Origin of the sequence: Grimontia indica, from assembly GCF_000333895.2 — a bacterium.
Taxonomy (GTDB): domain Bacteria; phylum Pseudomonadota; class Gammaproteobacteria; order Enterobacterales; family Vibrionaceae; genus Enterovibrio; species Enterovibrio indicus.
Map to the genome: position 1 here is coordinate 30,776 of NZ_ANFM02000013.1, position 15,092 is coordinate 45,867.

Annotated in this window: 11 protein-coding genes; 6 read left to right on the forward strand and 5 right to left on the reverse strand. The window is 50.2% G+C overall.

What is annotated here, in order from left to right:
* Positions 1-11: 11 nt before the first annotated feature.
* Entirely contained in the window at positions 12-647 is a 636-nt protein-coding gene (gene nudF / locus D515_RS08005) for an ADP-ribose diphosphatase (protein WP_002537635.1), read from the reverse strand.
* Between the two features lie 270 nt (positions 648-917).
* Between nudF and tolC the strand changes: the two genes are divergently transcribed.
* On the forward strand, positions 918-2,237 hold the full coding sequence (gene tolC / locus D515_RS08010) for an outer membrane channel protein TolC (RefSeq protein WP_002537636.1): 1,320 nt from the start codon (positions 918-920) through the stop codon (positions 2,235-2,237).
* A gap of 70 nt (positions 2,238-2,307) precedes the next feature.
* Here the strand turns inward: tolC and hldE are convergent, their stop codons facing one another.
* A complete protein-coding gene (hldE, locus tag D515_RS08015; protein WP_002537637.1) occupies positions 2,308-3,744 on the reverse strand; it encodes a bifunctional D-glycero-beta-D-manno-heptose-7-phosphate kinase/D-glycero-beta-D-manno-heptose 1-phosphate adenylyltransferase HldE in 1,437 nt (478 codons plus the stop codon).
* 203 nt (positions 3,745-3,947) lie between these two features.
* Here hldE and lpxL point away from each other — a divergent pair, with 203 nt between their 5' ends.
* Positions 3,948-4,877: an LpxL/LpxP family Kdo(2)-lipid IV(A) lauroyl/palmitoleoyl acyltransferase gene (gene lpxL, locus D515_RS08020; protein WP_039849771.1), complete on the forward strand. Its 930-nt coding sequence runs from the start codon at positions 3,948-3,950 to the stop codon at positions 4,875-4,877.
* A 92-nt stretch (positions 4,878-4,969) separates the two neighbouring features.
* Here the strand turns inward: lpxL and glnE are convergent, their stop codons facing one another.
* Positions 4,970-7,822, reverse strand: coding sequence for a bifunctional [glutamate--ammonia ligase]-adenylyl-L-tyrosine phosphorylase/[glutamate--ammonia-ligase] adenylyltransferase (glnE, locus tag D515_RS08025; protein ID WP_002537639.1), 2,853 nt, complete (start codon positions 7,820-7,822; stop codon positions 4,970-4,972).
* A gap of 92 nt (positions 7,823-7,914) precedes the next feature.
* On the reverse strand, positions 7,915-9,513 hold the full coding sequence (locus D515_RS08030) for a methyl-accepting chemotaxis protein (protein ID WP_002537640.1): 1,599 nt from the start codon (positions 9,511-9,513) through the stop codon (positions 7,915-7,917).
* A 151-nt stretch (positions 9,514-9,664) separates the two neighbouring features.
* Here D515_RS08030 and D515_RS08035 point away from each other — a divergent pair, with 151 nt between their 5' ends.
* Entirely contained in the window at positions 9,665-10,447 is a 783-nt protein-coding gene (locus tag D515_RS08035; protein WP_002537641.1) for a potassium channel family protein, read from the forward strand.
* Between the two features lie 33 nt (positions 10,448-10,480).
* On the opposite strand, the gene D515_RS08040 is transcribed toward D515_RS08035, so the two are convergent.
* The gene (locus tag D515_RS08040; protein ID WP_002537642.1) at positions 10,481-12,007 is read right to left on the reverse strand and encodes a CYTH and CHAD domain-containing protein; all 1,527 of its coding nucleotides are present in this window, start codon (positions 12,005-12,007) and stop codon (positions 10,481-10,483) included.
* Between the two features lie 226 nt (positions 12,008-12,233).
* On the opposite strand from D515_RS08040, the gene D515_RS08045 reads away from it, so the two are divergent.
* From D515_RS08045 to D515_RS08055, 3 genes are all read left to right on the forward strand, one after another.
* On the forward strand, positions 12,234-12,914 hold the full coding sequence (locus D515_RS08045; protein WP_002537643.1) for a TIGR00153 family protein: 681 nt from the start codon (positions 12,234-12,236) through the stop codon (positions 12,912-12,914).
* Positions 12,915-12,949: 35 nt separating this feature from the next.
* A complete protein-coding gene (locus tag D515_RS08050) occupies positions 12,950-14,215 on the forward strand; it encodes an inorganic phosphate transporter (RefSeq protein ID WP_002537644.1) in 1,266 nt (421 codons plus the stop codon).
* A gap of 159 nt (positions 14,216-14,374) precedes the next feature.
* On the forward strand, positions 14,375-14,989 hold the full coding sequence (locus tag D515_RS08055; protein WP_002537645.1) for a TIGR04211 family SH3 domain-containing protein: 615 nt from the start codon (positions 14,375-14,377) through the stop codon (positions 14,987-14,989).
* Positions 14,990-15,092: the final 103 nt, after the last annotated feature.

The following is a 15,092-nucleotide window of genomic DNA, read 5'->3' on the forward strand; positions in this document are numbered from 1 at the left end:
TCGCTGCGTGTTCACCCAATGCTGGATGACTCCGCGCGAACCCTGTCACGATTCAGTGCCAGCCATTGCAGAGCAATAAGAGACGCGGCATTTTCGACCTTGCCTTCGTTAATCCATTGCATTGCTGTGTTAAACGGCACCACATGTACCAATATGTCTTCGCCTTCTTCTGGCAAGCCATGAACACCTTTGGCTTCTGACGCATCGACCAATCCAAGGTATAAATGAATGCGTTCAGAACACCCGCCAGAGCTCGACAGGTAGCTGGTCATCGGCTCAAGCTTTTCAACAGTCAGCCCAGCTTCTTCGTCCGCTTCACGCACCGCCACTTCTTCTGGCGATTCATCTTTGTCGATAATCCCAGCGACAATTTCAAGCTGCCAGGGAGATTCACTTGCCACCATCGCACCAATGCGAATTTGCTCCACCATGACGACCTGATCAGTCACCGGATCGTAAGGAAGCATCGCGACAGCATGACCACGCTCGAAAAGCTCACGATCGATGGTCTCGCTCCAGCCACCAGCAAACAGGCGATGACGAAATCGATATTTCACCATCTTGAAGTAACCATTATAGACAACGTCACTTGCTTCAATTTTTACGTCGCCTTTCCCAAACTGGGACGGTGCATTTTGCTGTGGCACGGAATATCCCTTTATTCCTGCAAACGGGTGGCAAATGATAAATGGTCGAAATATGGGGCTGCAATGTCACACCTCGACTTTTTTGGTATGGATTGCAGAATTATTTGAATATCTTTATGGTTCAGATGGTTTTACAATCAATTTTTCTCAAGAAACCATCACATTGTCAGTTCCAAGTAAGCATCCATAGTTTAAACTAGGGGCTAGCCGTAAGGTCCGGATACCTTCTGAAAACTGACCAAATAACGATACGTTCAGGGATTACCTACTATGAAAAAATTGCTCCCCCTCTTTATCGGGGTTGCGCTGGGCACCGCCGCTCCCCTGGCAAGCGCTGATGATCTGATTCAGGTTTACGAGCAGGCGAAGCAAAGCGACCCACAACTTCTACAAGCTGCTGCAACCAAAGACGCTGCTTTCGCAGCCGTTGACACTAACCGTGGCACCTTGCTGCCGCAGATTAATCTGAATGCTGGGTACAACCTTACCCGTTACAGCACGAATGGTCCTGGCGTATCTGACACCAACGTTTTATCAGCAGGTGTTGATCTAAGCCAAGAGCTTTTCGAGCAAAACAGCTGGATTAACCTTGATATCGCCGAGATCACTGCCCGTCAGGCAGATGCGGTTTATGCGGCGGAGCAGCAAGGACTGATCCTTCGTGTTTCCCAAGCTTATTTCAACGTACTGCGTGCCATAGATGACCTGATTTTTGTCCGCGCAGAAAAAGCGGCGGTTGGTCGTCAGTTAGAGCAAACCAAACAGCGCTTTGAAGTCGGTCTGTCAGCAATCACTGACGTGCATGATGCACAAGCACAGTTTGACTCAGTACTTGCTCAGGAAATTCTGTCTGAAAACCAGGTTTCGAACAGCTATGAAGAGCTGCGGGAAATCACCGGCACCCGCCATGCTGACCTATATGTCCTGAACACCAGAACCTTCTCAGCAACCCGCCCACAGCAAACGGCTGATGAGTTGGTAAAACAAGCAGAAGAAGGCAACCTGAGCCTGCTGGCACAACGCATTTCCCGTGACGCGGCAAAAGAGCGCATCAGTCTGGCAGAATCTGGTCACTTGCCATCCCTGACTCTCAATGCAGGTTATGATTACGCTGACACAGATAACAAAACCACTGGCAATAGTGGCGACAACAACCAGCTAACGGCTGGCATTAACTTAAATATGCCTCTCTACACCGGTGGCACCATCACTGCGGGCGTAAAAGAAGCGCAATTCAACTACGTGGCGGCTTCTGAACAGCTGGAAGGCACATACCGCTCTACCGTGAAGGATGTACGTGCTTTCTACAACAACATCAATGCCAGCATTGGCGCACTGCGTGCTTACGAACAAACTGTGATTTCACAGCGTTCTGCACTGGAAGCGACAGAAGCAGGTTTTGAAGTGGGTACACGTACTATTGTTGATGTGCTGGATGCGACCCGTCGTCTGTACGATGCAAACCGTAACCTGTCCAATGCGCGTTATGACTATGTCCTGAGCGTGCTGCAGCTTCGTCAGGCTGTGGGTACATTGAGCGAGCAGGATCTGGTTGATATCAACAACGGTCTGTTGCCACCGAAAAAGTAATTTTCGGTACGCACTAAAAAAGGCGCCTCGGCGCCTTTTTTGTCTCTATCTCGGTCTATCACAAAAGCCATTAGGCCTTGTTGTGACCACCCAGGATTGAGTTAATGATCTCTGTGGTTGAACAGCCATCCTCAAAGTTCAATACGCGAACTTCACCACCCGCAGCAATCACTTCTTTACCGCCTGCGATCTCTTCCGGCTTGTAGTCACCGCCTTTTACCAAAAGGCTTGGCAGCACTTCACTGATCAGACGTTGCGGTGTTTCCTCACCGAAAGGCACAACCCAGTCCACTGCGCCCAAACCTGCCAATACGGCCATACGGCGATCGGTAGGGTTTACAGGACGGCCCGGACCTTTCAGGCCGCGCACAGATTCGTCAGTGTTCACAGCAACAATCAGACGGTCGCCCAGTTTGGCCGCTTCATTCAGGTAAGCAACATGTCCTGCGTGCAAAATGTCGAAACAACCGTTGGTCATCACCACTTTTTCACCACGTGATTGCGCCATCTGAACAGCGGCTTTAAGTTGCTCTTCAGTCACGACGCCATAGCCAGAATGATGGCTACCGTGAACCGCTTCAGTCAGTTCAATAGTCGACAGCGTCGATGTACCCAGTTTACCAACCACAACGCCTGCAGCAGCATTCGCCAGTGCACACGCATCTTCAATAGGTTTACCCGCGGCTAAAGACGCCGCCAGCACAGAAATTACGGTATCGCCTGCACCCGTCACGTCATACACTTCTTTCGCCAACGTAGGCAGATTCAGTGGTTCATGGCCTTTACGAAGCAAAGTCATACCGTTTTCGCTGCGGGTAACCAGCAGAGCTTCGAATTCGAATTTTTCGATAAGCGAGAGACCACGCTCAACAATGTCCTCTTCAGTACGACAAGTACCGACAACGGCTTCAAATTCGCTCATGTTTGGTGTGAGCAACGTTGCACCACGGTAGCGTTCAAAGTCAGCGCCTTTCGGGTCGACTAACGTAGCAACACCTGCCTGGCGCGCCAGTTGGATCATTGGCTGAACATTTTCCAGTGCGCCTTTCGCGTAGTCAGACAGGATCATTGCCTTCGCTTTAGGCAATGCTGCTTCAATGCGAGCAAGGATTGGCTGGACATCAACATCATGGAAGCCTTCTTCGAAGTCCAGACGAATAAGTTGCTGGTTGCGGCTCATCACACGCAGTTTGGTGATGGTTGGGTAGTTCTCCAAGCCAACAAAATCACATTCCACTTTCAGCGAGCTAAGTGTGTCGTTCAGCACTTGTGCCTGCTCATCCTGACCGACAAGACCAATCAATTGCGCTTTGCCGCCAAGCGCAGCAATATTCATTGCCACGTTCGCCGCACCACCAGGACGCTCTTCAGTCTGGTTGATTTTTACAACCGGCACCGGAGCTTCCGGAGAGATACGTCCCGTTGGGCCATACCAATAACGGTCAAGCATCACATCACCAACAACCAGAACGTCGGCTTGCTGATAGTCAGGCAAAGTCAGTTTCATTGTTTTCTCCAGGGAAAAAGGAACGTCGGCGATATTACCATAAACACATCACTGCAACAGCCATGCGAGCAACAACTCACATCTTCTATGTCTTTCAATTGCTACAGTAAGATAGCTTGTTGACGAACTCTGACTATTTCAAAAGTTTCGGTATACAATGACGACCTTATTTTCTCGCTTGATTCAGGAAACACGACAACGCCATGAGCAACAATTCTGAAGCGCCGACTTTCCAATGGTCCTTACTACATCCCAAGTATTGGCATACTTGGATTGGTGTCGGAATGATGTTTCTGATCAGTTGGATGCCTTACCGCTTACAGCGTTTTATCGGCCGTAAACTTGGCTTGCTGATCATGAAGTTCTTCAAAAGCAGAAAGAAGATTGCATCAAGAAATCTGGAGCTTTGTTTTCCCGAAATGACAGGTGGTGAACGCGAGGCATTACTGAAAGAAAACTTTCAGAATATGGGCCTCGCCTTTTTCGAAACTTGTATGGCGTGGTTCTGGCCTGCATGGCGTATTAAGAAACACATGAAATATGAAGGCTTTGAACAAATCGAAGGGTTTAAAGCCAACAAAGAAGGTGTACTTGTCGTCGCGGTGCATTCATTTAATTTGGAGCTTGGTGCCCGTGCGTTTGGGGTTCACTCCCCAGGTTATGGTGTTTACCGCCCTAATACCAATCCGGTTTATGACTGGTTCCAATACCGTGGACGTACACGCGAAAACAAATGCATTGATCGTCGCGACGTAAAACAGATGATCAAACGCCTTCGTCAAGGCGAGCTGGTTTGGTATGCACCGGATCATGACTACGGCCGCCACCGCTATGCGTGGGCACCATTATTTGCGGTCGAAAAAGCCTGTACCACGACGGGAACACATCTACTTGCTTCTGCCAGCAAATGTAAAGTCGCGACTTTCACTATTACGCGAGATCGTGAAGGCACTGGCTACACCATGAGACTGGACCCGCCAATGGAGGCGTTCCCTTACGATGATGCCGAAGCTTCTGCGGTTTATACCAACAAGTTTGTGGAACGCTCTATCATGCGTGCGCCTGAACAATACATGTGGCTGCACCGCCGATTCAAGAGTCGCCCGGAAGGCGAACCCTCGCTATATGATTGAGGTATCAAGGGGCTAAATCCTGCAAGTCATTCAGCAAAAAGCGGCACTGAATCAGTAGCCGCTCTTTCATTTCCTAGGCTCTAGGACCTGTTTTACACAGGCTCCATCCATTCTTCCCAAGCCGCTTCCACCGCTTCACGTTCTGCTATGAATGCACTATCGTCCACTTCCACAGACGCATCGAGCAGGTTTAGACGATGAATTTCATCGCGCATTGCGACATAGGCATCTCGTAAAGTCAGTGCTTGCGGCGTACTGAGAATGCCCGCTTGCGCCATGTCTTCGAGGATGCGGACATTATCGCTCCATCGGGTCAATGCCGGTGCGTCATTGGCATTTGCCAGCACAAAGAATTGGGTCATAAACTCAATATCTGTAATCCCGCCCGGATCTTGTTTAATGTGGAATTTACCCTTTTCCTTACTTCCAAGATGGTCACGCATTTTATGGCGCATCTCGACCACTTCCTTGCGAAGGGCATCAATGTCGCGCTCTTTCGTCAGTACGCGCTTACGCACATCTGCAAAGCCCTTTGTCAGCAATGCATCACCATAAACCAAACGGGTGCGCACCAGCGCCTGATGCTCCCAAGTCCAGGCTTCTTCGTTCTGATATTCTTCGAACGATTCCAGCGTGGTCACCAACATACCTGATGCACCGGAGGGGCGAAGGCGGGTGTCGATTTCATACAACACACCCGATGCAGTGCGGGTAGAAAACAGATGGACGATACGCTGAGCCAGTCGTAGATAGAACTGGCGACTGTCTATCTCTTTCGGGCCGTCAGTGTAGGTGTTATCCGGGCAATCGTGCACGAACACTACATCCAAGTCTGAGTTGTAACCGAGCTCAATGCCTCCGACTTTGCCGTAACCAATCACCGCAAAGCCGCGGCCATCACGGCCGGATAGATGAGATGGTTGCCCATACTTTTCCGTCATCTGATACCAAGCCTGATTCACTACCGCTTCTACAATGGCTTCAGACAGATAGGTTAAGTGATCGCTCACCTTCATCACAGGCAACACATCAGCAATGTCAGCGGCGGCAATACGGAGCAACTGGGTTTGCTTGAATTGGCGGATATTCTCCATCTGCTGCTCCATATCCTCTTCCGGAATACGGGCAAGAAAGTCAAACAGTTCGTTGCGGTATTGATCGAGTGGCGTTGGGTTGTAGAGGTGTTGCAGATCCAGAAGCTCATCCAGAAGGATCGGGTAATTTGCCAGTTGCTCTGCCACCATTGGGCTTGCGCTGCAAAGACGCACTAATTGGGTGATTGCTCCATGGTGCTCATCGAGAAGTTCCAGGTACGTTGTACGCGTGGCGATTCGAACCAACAGTTTGAGCACCCGCTCAAGCACCGCCATAGCATCTTCACGGCACACAATGTGGCTGAGCATCAGAGGCATCAGGCGGTTTACCACTTCACGGCCGCGAGGGCCCAAGGTGCGTTTTGCTAACTCCTCTTTGAATCGTAGCAATGCTTTGGCCTGATCTTCAGCTCTTTGCGCCTGCATATCGTTCAGGATCTTCTCAACCAAATCCGGATCGCGTACAGCATCCCAGATCTCACTGAATTCAGCAGCGATCTTCTCTTCTTCGTTTTCTTCTTCGTCGCCAATCAGGTTATCGAAGATGTCGTGTACACCCTGCATGTGGAAAGCAATCTTCTCACGTAGCGCATCCCACTCCGTTTCCCCCATGGCAACAGCAAGACGCAACCTGTCACGGTCATTGTCTGGCAAGGTTTGGGTTTGCTTATCACCAATGGCTTGCAGCAAGTTCTCCACCCGGCGCAAATAGCGGTAAGATGCTTCGAGCGTGTCAGCTTCCTTCTCCGGCAGCAGCTCCAGTTCGCGAATCGCATTCAAAGTGATGAAAAGGCCACGTTTACGCAAAATCGGATCGCGACCGCCTCGGATAAGCTGGAAAGACTGGACAATAAACTCGATTTCACGAATGCCACCCGCACCAAGCTTGATATTGTCTGTCAGGCCACGGCGACGCACTTCACTGCGGATCATGGCCTTCATACGACGCAGAGACTGGATCGCACTGAAATCGATGTATCGACGGAACACAAAAGGACGCAGCATCTGGCGCAGAGTCTGGTAACAGGCAAACTGCTCTTTCCCCATCACGCGCGCTTTGATCATCGCGTAACGTTCCCAGTCACGCCCCTGCTCCTGATAGTAATCTTCAAGCGCTGCGAAACTCATGACCAATGGGCCACTGTCGCCGAATGGGCGAAGGCGCATGTCGACGCGATAACAGAAACCATCATAGGTTTGCTGATCCAACGCTTTGATCAAACGCTGACCGAGTCGGGTGAAGAACTGGGCATTGGCAATGCTTCGGCGAGCACCTTGGGTTTCGCCGTTCTCAGGGTATGTAAAAATAAGGTCGATATCAGAAGAGAAATTCAGCTCACCGCCACCCAGCTTACCCATGCCGAGGATCAACATTGGCTGTGGATTTCCGTCCGCATCACAGGGCGTTCCCCACTCATTGCAGCAGAAACGGTAAAGCCAGCCGTAAGCTTCCATGATCATGGCTTCTGCCAGTTTGGAGAGATGGGCGAGACCATCATCAAGGGAAATGGTGTCGTTAAAGTCATGCCACGCCAGCCAAACCATCTCACGTCGACGGAAACGGCGAAGCTCACGCAACAGGCTATTTTCATCCTGCTGGCTATCGAGCTGCTCTTTCAGCAGTTTACGGTATTGCGCGATACGAAGACCGGAGCCGAGATTGTCCTTCAACCAAGGCAGCAGGTTTTCGTCATGAAGCACCGATTCATTGATGAAGTCGCTCAGTGCCAATGTGCGGGAAAGGGTTTCCCTGTCAGCACCTTGCCATTGTTCAAGGTTATGAGGCTGTTTTTCAGCCAGAGTGTCGATAGCGCGGGTTGCGCAAGCATCCAGTTCCGTGGGAAGCGACATCGGTGTTCTTTCCTTTGAGCTTTCTAGTTAACCTTAAAATATCATAAAAAAAGCCCACACAATCGGTGGGCTTCCTCATTCCTAAACGGAAATCAAACCGCAAACTCTTTGATTTTCAGATCCAGCTGTTCTGCATTGCCCTGCATGCTTTCTGAGGTTTCGGCCAGCTCAGTCACCACAGTCACAGACGCCTCCACAAGCTCTCGGACATTGGTCAGATTCTGGTTCATCTCATCAGCCACAGAGGCTTGCTGCTCTGCGGCGGTGGCGATATGGAAGTTCATGTCGTTGATTTGGGAGATTTGCTCCACAATCAGGTTCAGCTCTTCACCCGCTTTGCTGACTGACTCTACGCTTTCCACCGCTTCCACCACGCTTTGCTCCATCAAGCCAACCGCCTGCTGAGCGGAAGACTGAAGCTGGGTGATCATATCTTGAATTTCTAAAGTGGCTTTCTGCGTGTTTTGCGCCAGGTTGCGAACTTCATCTGCTACCACGGCAAAGCCACGTCCCATTTCACCGGCACGCGCTGCCTCAATGGCCGCATTAAGTGCCAGCAGATTGGTTTGCTCTGAAATCCCCTGAATGGTCACGACCACAGAACTGATTTTCTCAACGCGCTCTTCCACCTGATTAACCACGCTCGCTGACTCTCGGATATCATCAGACAGCTTGTTGATAGTCGAAATCGTGTTGCTCACGTACTGCTGACCATTCGCCACCTGCTCGCGGGACGCTTCTGTCGCCTGAGAAGCTGCACGCGCATGACCCGCCACATCCTGTACCGTGGACGTCATTTCACTCATGGCTGACGCCAACTGGTCAATTTCACCGAACTGTTCTTTGGCAGACTCACGGGTTTCATCCATGCTGATACTCATCACCTCAGCCATATCAGACAATTCTTCCGAAGAGTGACGCTGCGTTTTAATCACGCTCGACAGTTGAATACGGCTTTTTTCCAGTTCACGCGCCAACTCACCGAACTCATCTTTGCAGTCCATCACCACGGGCACACTCAGGTTCTTCTGAGCCATATTACGCATACCGTCTATCAAGCAATTGATTTGGCGAAGCATCAGGTTAGAGCCGCCCAGCAGGATGACCATAAAGGCAACAATCATAAGCGCGGTTTGCCATGCCACCTGAATCAGATAAGCGTTGTAGTATTGTTCTGCCGCGGAATCTGGTTGAGAAGAAATGGACAGCCAATCGGTGCTTCCTACCGGCACCGCAATGCCATGGCGCCCCTCGTTGGCAAGATGGTAGGTAAATTCACCCTGAGTATTTCGAATCACTTCCGTCAGCATCCGGCCATTTTCAAGTGGCAGGTTCAAACCATCAAAATTACGGATACTTGGGTGTGCAAGAACTTCACCTGTTTTACGGTTGGTGAAGTAGATGTATTGGTTAATTTCGCTGGTTGCGTTTTCTCGGCTCACCACGCGCTGAAGCAGCGATGTGCCGTTCTCTTCTTTCAAAAGCTCTTTTGCCATTTCAGCACTTCGCAATGCCAGACTATGGCTTTGCGCTTCAGTGACCTCACTGACAGAGTCTCGGAACGTATTGGCGTCCCACAGCTGTTTTGCCACCAATAGCAAGGTACTGAAAACCATTAAAAGAATGAGTTTGGGAACCAGTTTGATGTTGGCAACGGCCTTTTCCCAAGGCCTGAATATCATCTGTGACATTCTCGATGACTCCTTGATAGTTGCATCGCCTAAACTGCGATACAGTAGAGAGAAAGCAAGCGGAATAGGGTTAGGTATCTGTCGAGAGTAAACTTCGGTAGAGATGCTGAGCCCTAAAGAACTAACGGCAGCACAGGTTGTTTATTGAGTGATGAGCGAGACCGAAACGAAAAACTTAGATCTGAATCCGATGGGATTGTTGAGTCTGTTGCTTTCCTTTGTCTCACTTTGTGTGGTCACTACCATTTTATTGCTGCCTAAAAGCGACCCTCTTTATACCTTATTGCTAGGCATCGATACGCTGATTTGTCTGATATTTTTGCTACAAATCGCCCTACATCTTCTTAAAAGTGATAACAAAGTCACTTATTTGAAAACACATTGGATAGATATTCTCGCCAGCATTCCTGTGGTCGAAGCATTGCGTTTCGCCCGCATTTTTCAAATCTTCCGCGTCATACGCCTTATTCAACAAAGTCAGTCACTGCTCACCTACATGAGCGAAAATAGAAACGAAACCACCATGGCAACCATTCTGTTGCTCCTGACGGTTCTTGTTTCCACTGGTTCTGCCGCGGTATTTGCGTTTGAAAGCCCCGCAGTCGAAGCCAACATCACCAGCCTGACCGATGCTATCTGGTGGGTGTTTGTCACCATCTCGACAGTAGGTTATGGCGATTACTACCCTGTGACGCCGGCAGGGCGCGCTGTCGCGGTAATAGTGATTATGTGTGGCGTGGGGATTTTTGGTGCCATCACCGGCCTTGTGACTTCCTATGTCACTAAGCCGGAGAAGAAAGCGCAGGAAAGAGAAGAACGCCGCCGCGAAGCGCTGGAACTGATTCTCACGCAGCAAACTGAAATATTGGAGCGTCTTGCGGCAATTGAAGCCAAGCTGGAGGACAAACCACCTCCGCAACAAGCAAAAAAATAGCGCCATCAGGCGCTATTTTTCGATATTCAGAATTTAGATATCCCAATAGGGATCAAGCTGTAGACCAATCTGACGCGATTGCATCATGGCATGCAGCAAAGATTCTTCCTTGCGACCCAGCCATTTTTCGATCTGCGCGCGATCTTCCTCTTCCAAATCTTCATCATCAGCCAGCTTTCTGACCGGCTCAAGCAGCTGAAAGTCTTCAATGCCCTGCAACAAATCCAGCCAAGGAAGACGGAAGGTTTCACGTTCTTCACTGTCATAAAGGGCAGCAACACAGCACCCTGACATCAGGTTTCGGGTCAGGCGCGGCTGTTGATCCAGATACGCAAAACGATCCAGCTCATTACCTTCCGCAAAGACACTCAACAGCTCATCCCAGGATTGGGCCATCGAGCGGTTAGCGAACTGGCGGATTTGCTCACCCAGTTTCTCACGGGCTTTGTCATCCAGGAACGGTTGCCAGCCTCGGGTAAGAATCCAACGGCTCAAATCAAGCAGCAGGTTGCAATAACGGCTTGAGTGCAGGAGTTCCAACACTTCCGCACGCTCTGGCAATGCGTCATAGCGATCCGAGAGCTTTGCCATCAACGGCTTTTGCGCGTTCAGTTTACGCAGGAAGTGACCTTTGTCGTCGAGAAGACGCTCAATGGCACGGCCTTCATAAACCCATTCCAGCTCCCCTTCCAGCCATTGCAGCTCCTGACGAAGCAGCGCACTGGCACGACGGGGAATAAGACCGCCGTAAAGCACCAGAGCCTGACGGATAAGCGACACTGCATTACACATCTCAAAGATAGCATTCTGTTCAGGACGCTCTACGTAGATTTGCTCGTGGTAATGCCAGTGGTCGAGCGCATGCTCGAGCGCTTTCACAAATGATTGCTCTACCGTCATCAGGCCATTCACTTTGACCATGGTCAGCGGTTTCACTGGCTCGCCTTCGTAGCCTGTCGCCAAGCGGTAGCCACGGGCGGCTTTACTCAGGTTACCCAAACGCAGGCCGCCGTTTTCTGCCAGCTCGCGTGCCAACACAAACAGCGCATCCGTCTGACCAGACTTCAGCTCAAGCTCTACTTCGCAAATCGGGTCATAACCGCCCTCTTCCGTTGTGACCTCGCCGCTGTCGAAAGCCAGTTCTACCTGACTGCTGTCAGGCATCGCAAGCAGCCACTGCTGGCGCTCAAAATCAGTAGAGAACAAAGGATTCAGGTTAGCACTGAGTGCTTCGATGTCTAAACCTTCTGGCCAGGCATCGGCAGGGATCAAGGAAAGGTCAGGAACCGGAGAGTCCAGTTCTGCATTGTATTCCGGACGTTGATGAAGTCCTGCAACAACGCGTCCTGCGGTTTTCAGTGTCTGCACAAACACGTCATCATAACGTCTGACACGAAGGCCTATATCATGGCGTCGCAGCAGGTAATCCGGGGTGTCATAGTAAATATTGCCGAGGTCTCGCTGGCGTTGCTGCAATACCTTTAAATCAGCAATTTTGTCCCGGATCTGGCGTGAAAAATCCGTCGAAACAAAAAACTTTAGCTCTATCTCAGTTTCCATAAAGGTACCTATAACCAATAGCAGAACAAGGATATGGATATTCGCTAAGTCGGGCAAGAGACTTTCATTGATCTGAAACGGTATCAATACAAATGTGATTGCGATAACATTCGCCGCCTAAATAACCATCGCGTCACTAGAAACTCATACTCCTGAAACATTCAGATGAGTTCCGGTGTAATATTTAGCCTGATCCTTTGGACAGGTCTTTTAGGTAGATACGGCTATGCCTGTAAATACAATTGTTGGGCTGTTCGCAAAGAGCCCTTTAAAACCTTTGCAACGCCACGTGAGCCGCGTTAATGACTGCTGTTCACTGTTGGTCCCTTTCTTTGAAGCATGTGAGAAAGGCGATTGGGAACGTGCAGAACAACTGCGCCACGAGATTTCCACGATTGAGAAAGAAGCTGATGTGCTCAAACGTGAAATCCGTCTCAAATTGCCTCGCGGTCTGTTCCTCCCGGTAGATCGTACTGACATGCTCGACCTGCTTATCCAACAGGACAAGCTTGCAAACCTCGCCAAAGATATTGCCGGCCGCGTGATTGGTCGACAACTCCAAGTCCCTTCCTTGCTCTACACCGACTTCGTCGCTTACGTGCAACGTTGTCTGGATGCTGCCGAACAGGCACGTCGCGTTATCAGTGAATTGGATGAACTGCTGGAAACTGGCTTTAAAGGACGTGAAGTCACTCTGGTTGAAGAAATGATCCACCAGTTGGATACCATTGAGGGCGATACTGACTCAATGCAAATCAAGCTTCGCCAGCAATTGATGTCAATCGAGAGTGAATACAACCCGGTTGATGTGATGTTCCTTTACAAGATTCTTGAATGGGTCGGCGCTATCGCTGATCAGGCACAACGTGTTGGCTCGCGTCTAGAGCTGATGCTGTCGCGCTCGTAACGCGCCATTCATCTAAGAGATAACAAGGTAAAACAATGGAAATCCTAGCGAATTACGGCACCATTATTATTTTGGTGGCCGCAGTCTTTGGTTTCATGATGGCTATCGGTATCGGTGCAAATGACGTTGCCAACGCCATGGGTACGTCAGTGGGTTCTAAAGCGCTGACCGTTAAACAAGCCATCATCATTGCGATGATTTTTGAATTCGCCGGCGCTTATCTGGCCGGTGGTGAAGTGACAGACACCATCCGAAAAGGGGTGATTGAAACGTCGCTTTACGCTTCCCAACCTGAAGTGCTGGTTTACGGCATGATGTCAGCGCTACTGGCAGCGGGTACCTGGCTGCTGGTTGCGTCCTACATGGGCTGGCCGGTTTCTACGACCCACTCCATCATCGGTGCGATCATCGGTTTCGCCTGTGTGTCTGTGGGTACCGAAGCGGTGGACTGGAGTTCCGTGCAAGGCATCGTAGGCAGCTGGCTTGTCACGCCGTTGATTTCCGGTGTGTTCGCTTACGCGATTTTTGTCAGCGCCCAGCGTTTGATTTTTGATACCGACAAACCGCTGATCAATGCCAAGCGTTTCGTACCGGTATACATGTTCCTGACAGCGATGATTATCGCTATGGTGACGATCAAGAAGGGTCTGAAGCACGTCGGCTTGCATCTTTCTACCGGTGAAGCAGTGATGGTATCCATTGCGGTTTCTTCTCTGATCATGATGTTCGGTTACGTCTACATCAGCCGCAAATACAAAGACGACACAGCAAGCGCAAATGGCTATCAAGGTGTTGAGCGCGTGTTCAGCCTGTTGATGGTCGTGACAGCCTGTGCCATGGCATTCGCACACGGTTCAAACGACGTAGCAAACGCGATTGGTCCACTGTCGGCTATCGTTTCTACCGTTGAACACATGGGCCAAATCACCGAGAAGAGCACCATTGCATGGTGGATTCTGCCTCTGGGTGGTATCGGTATCGTGGTGGGTCTGGCAACTTTGGGTCACAAAGTGATGGCGACAGTAGGTTCAGGTATTACTGAGCTAACACCAAGCCGTGGCTTCGCCGCTCAGCTGGCAACCGCATCAACCGTTGTTCTGGCATCTGGTACGGGCCTTCCTATCTCTACCACGCAAACGCTGGTCGGTGCGGTGTTGGGTGTTGGTTTTGCCCGTGGTATCGGTGCTCTGAATCTGGGTGTCGTGCGTAATATCGTGGCTTCTTGGGTAGTCACCCTACCAGCCGGTGCGCTGCTTGCAGTGATTTTCTTCTACGTTATGCAGGCTGCATTCGGCGTATAAGACAAACTAAGAAAGGCATTTCAGTCACGTTTTTGTGCAGTGATGTCAGTCTTCGGTCAAAAAAGGGAGGTTATGCCTCCCTTTTGTTGTACCTGAACCCCAAAATTTTTTAGTATTTGGCACAAACAGATACTCACGACCAAAACAAAGGAATACTCCGTGAAGCAACTTTTCTCTGCCCTGGCTGTACTTATGATGCTGGCGGTCCCTGCTGCACATGCGAAGGACAACTACATCTCAGATGAGCTTTTCACTTACATGCATTCTGGCCCGGGCACCCAGTTCCGTATTATCGGCAGTGTGGATGCGGGCACGAAAGTAACAGTTGTGGACAGTAACCGTAACGCAGGCTACACCCAAGTTATCGATGATCGTGGTCGTAAAGGCTGGGTTGAGACCAAGTATGTTTCTAACCAACCAGGCCTGAAAGTTCGTGTACCTGCATTGGAAGAAGAACTGAAGCAGGTAAAAGAAGCACTGTCAAGTGCACAAGGCGATGCCGAAGCAAAAACCAAAGGCCTGATTGAATCTCTGGATCAGCGTAACGCACAGGTGAAAGAGCTGGAGCAACACACCAGCGAACTGAACCAGAAGCTGATCGATGCGCAAACCGAAATCCGCGAACTGCGCGCACGTATCGACACTCAGAAAGATGACCTTCTGATGCGCTACTTTGCTTACGGTGGCATGGTAGCGGGTGGTGGTCTGCTGTTTGGTCTTATCCTGCCGCACCTGATCCCACGCCGCAAGAAGCGTAATAACGGTTGGGCGTAAGCGATAACCGAAAGACAACAAAAAAAGCCGCGTAAGCGGCTTTTTTGTTTTTTGAATCAGCGTAAAAGGCGACAGCGTTTGGCTTTTACTACTTTTCCCAGAA

Excerpts from the sequence above, each read along its gene's own strand:
- tolC (WP_002537636.1), top strand. The coding sequence starts at position 918 with ATGAAAAAATTGCTCCCCCTCTTTATCGGGGTTGCGCTGGGCACCGCC.
- hldE (WP_002537637.1), bottom strand. The coding sequence starts at position 3,744 with ATGAAACTGACTTTGCCTGACTATCAGCAAGCCGACGTTCTGGTTGTT.
- lpxL (WP_039849771.1), top strand. The coding sequence starts at position 3,948 with ATGAGCAACAATTCTGAAGCGCCGACTTTCCAATGGTCCTTACTACAT.
- glnE (WP_002537639.1), bottom strand. The coding sequence starts at position 7,822 with ATGTCGCTTCCCACGGAACTGGATGCTTGCGCAACCCGCGCTATCGAC.
- D515_RS08030 (WP_002537640.1), bottom strand. The coding sequence starts at position 9,513 with ATGTCACAGATGATATTCAGGCCTTGGGAAAAGGCCGTTGCCAACATC.
- D515_RS08035 (WP_002537641.1), top strand. The coding sequence starts at position 9,665 with ATGAGCGAGACCGAAACGAAAAACTTAGATCTGAATCCGATGGGATTG.
- D515_RS08040 (WP_002537642.1), bottom strand. The coding sequence starts at position 12,007 with ATGGAAACTGAGATAGAGCTAAAGTTTTTTGTTTCGACGGATTTTTCA.
- D515_RS08045 (WP_002537643.1), top strand. The coding sequence starts at position 12,234 with ATGCCTGTAAATACAATTGTTGGGCTGTTCGCAAAGAGCCCTTTAAAA.
- D515_RS08050 (WP_002537644.1), top strand. The coding sequence starts at position 12,950 with ATGGAAATCCTAGCGAATTACGGCACCATTATTATTTTGGTGGCCGCA.